The sequence below is a fragment of the Blautia sp. ZXY-1-B12 genome (assembly GCF_056339915.1).
In genome coordinates this window covers 1-2,641 of record NZ_JBWJVP010000057.1, presented here as the reverse complement: position 1 = coordinate 2,641, position 2,641 = coordinate 1, and the positions used below count along the sequence as shown (strand labels likewise).

Genomic DNA, 2,641 nt, shown 5'->3' with positions numbered 1-2,641 from the left:
ATGCCAACTTCAAGCTGGAATTTGACCAGCGGAAAGGAGGCAGCCGATGAAGCTCTCTTTAGTGGAACGGGAAACCATTCTCCTGCTGTCCCTTTCACGATGATAAGAACCCAAGCATGAAGGTAGACCAGCGGTTCCACTGCTTTGGCTGCGGTGAAGATGGGGATGTGATCGACTTTACCGCAAAGCTCTTTGACCTCTCCCCAAAAGAAGCGGCGGAGAAACTGGCACAGGACTTTGGCCTGATCTATGACAGTCAGGCCCCGCCCCGCAGGAGATATGTCCGGCAAAAAAACGAGGCACAGAAGTTTCGGGAGAATCGACAGCGCTGTTACCGCGTACTGTCCGATTACTACTATCTGTTGAAAAAATGGGAAGCCGACCGTTCTCCCAGGACACCGGAGGAAGAACCGCACCCCCGCTTTGTGGAAGCAATCCAGAAGAAACCCTATGTAGAGTACCTGCTGGACCTTTTTCTTTATGAAAGTGAAGAAGAACAAAAGGCATGGATTGCAGAACACACAGCAGAAATCACACACTTGGAAAGGAGATTGAAAATCATGGCTGAGAACAAACCCACCAACCGAGAACGGCTAAGGGAAATCACAGATGGCATCGAGCAGGGCATCAAAGAACTGTTTGAGAGTGAAAAGTATATGCGCTATCTGTCCGTCATGTCCCGCTTCCACCGCTATTCGGTAAACAACACCATGCTCATCTATATGCAGAAGCCGGACGCCACATTGGTAGCCGGATACAATAAGTGGAAAGACCAGTTTGAGCGTCATGTAAAAAAGGGCGAGCATGGCATTACCATCATCGCCCCAACACCGTACAAGAAGAAAATCGAGGAGCAGAAGCTGGACCCGGATACCAAGGCTCCGATTCTGGATAAAGACGGAAAGATCGTCACAGAGGAAAAAGAAATCGAGATTCCCATGTTCCGCCCGGTCAAGGTCTTTGATGTGAGTCAGACCGACGGGAAACCTTTGCCGGAGCTTGCTTCCTCCCTTTCCGGCAATGTGCAAAATTATGAGGCATTCATGGAGGCCCTGCGCCGCAGCGCACCGGTGCCGATTACTTTTGAAGCAATGGCCGCCGATACGGACGGCTATTTTTCTGCCGATCATCAGAAAATTGCCATTCGTCAGGGCATGAGCGAGGTGCAGACGGTTTCGGCCACAGTACACGAGATTGCCCACAGCAAGCTCCATGACCCTAAAAAATATGAAATGCTACCGTCATGGAAGGTTGTGCAGGAGAGTGAAGGTGGAACCAAGCATGATTTCAAGTTGGATTTTGCCACAGAAAAAGAAGCCGAACAGTTTGCTTCTGATATGGATTGGCGTTATGTGGACGAAAATCAGTTTGAATGGCGTCTTGCAGTTGAGGAAGATGCAACCGCAGAAAAACAGGCAATCAAAAACCGTCACACGGAAGAAGTGGAGGCTGAAAGCATCTCCTATGCAGTCTGCAAATATTTTGGCATCGAGACAGGAGAAAACAGCTTTGGCTATATTGCCAGTTGGAGTCAGGGCAAGGAACTGAAAGAGTTGAGAGCCAGTTTGGAGACCATCAACAAAACCTCCGGCACTTTGATCTCCGATATTGAGCGCCACTATAAGGAAATCTGCAAAGAGCGCGGAATCGACCCTCATGCAAAGGTAGAGCCGGAAACCGCCCCGATAGAGCAGCCAGCAGATGCCATTAAGGTATCTGATAGGCTGCCGACCGGCGATCTGACCTACTATGTAGCAGAGTGCATGGAATTTCCAAACCTCGGAGAATACCACGATAACCTGTCTTTGGAGGAAGCAATCCGTATTTATCAGGAGATTCCGGCAGAACGAATGAACGGGATCAAGGGCATTGGTTTTGAACTGAAAGACGGAAGCGATTATGAAGGACCGTTTCCGATTTTGATCGGGCAGACCATTGACCTGGACACTATTCAGGCAATCGACTATTACCGTGACAATCCGCTGGTACAGAAAGCGGTAAAGGAACTGGCTGCGGCAATGCCGGAAATGGAAGTGCTGGGGGCGGACGCCAATCAGCAGGAGGCTTTGTTTCTGATCGACAATGCCATCTATCTTCATATCCAGTCCTGTGACAGCGGCTGGGGCTATACCCTTTACGATGCCGCACCGCATGAAAGAGTTGGATGGTGGTCAGCTGGATATGCCGGAGATTTCCCGCATGAAGGCAGTTCTCCAGATTTGTGATGACAACGATTTGGACAGAGACTCGGTAAAATACGCACCGTTGTCCATGATTGAGACCTTGCAGGAAGCTGCCTACCAGCAGATGCAGGCAGAGGCCAGTCAGATGGCTGCTTCTTCCCAGCTGCCGGAAGCACAGGAGCAGGCGCTGGATGAATACCCAACGCCGGATGAGCAGGTCTCTACACCGGATATGCAGGAATACGGATACTCCTATGATGGGATGCTCCCTGTTACCAGAGAACGGGCGCTGGAACTGGATGCCGCTGGTTTGACTGTCTATGTGCTGCATGAGGACAATACGGAGAGTATGGTATTTGACTCGCAGGAAATCATGGATCATGGCGGCCTTTTCGGTGTGGACCGTGAGGAATGGGAGAAAAGCCCTCAGTTCCACGAAAAGGTCATGGAGCGCCAAG

Annotated in this window: 1 pseudogene; it reads left to right on the top strand. The window is 50.5% G+C overall.

Features of this window, described 5'->3' with window-relative positions:
• Window positions 1-80: 80 nt before the first annotated feature.
• Window positions 81-2,641 (top strand): annotated as a pseudogene (locus tag AC075L_RS04310) (LPD16 domain-containing protein); the annotation flags it as partial.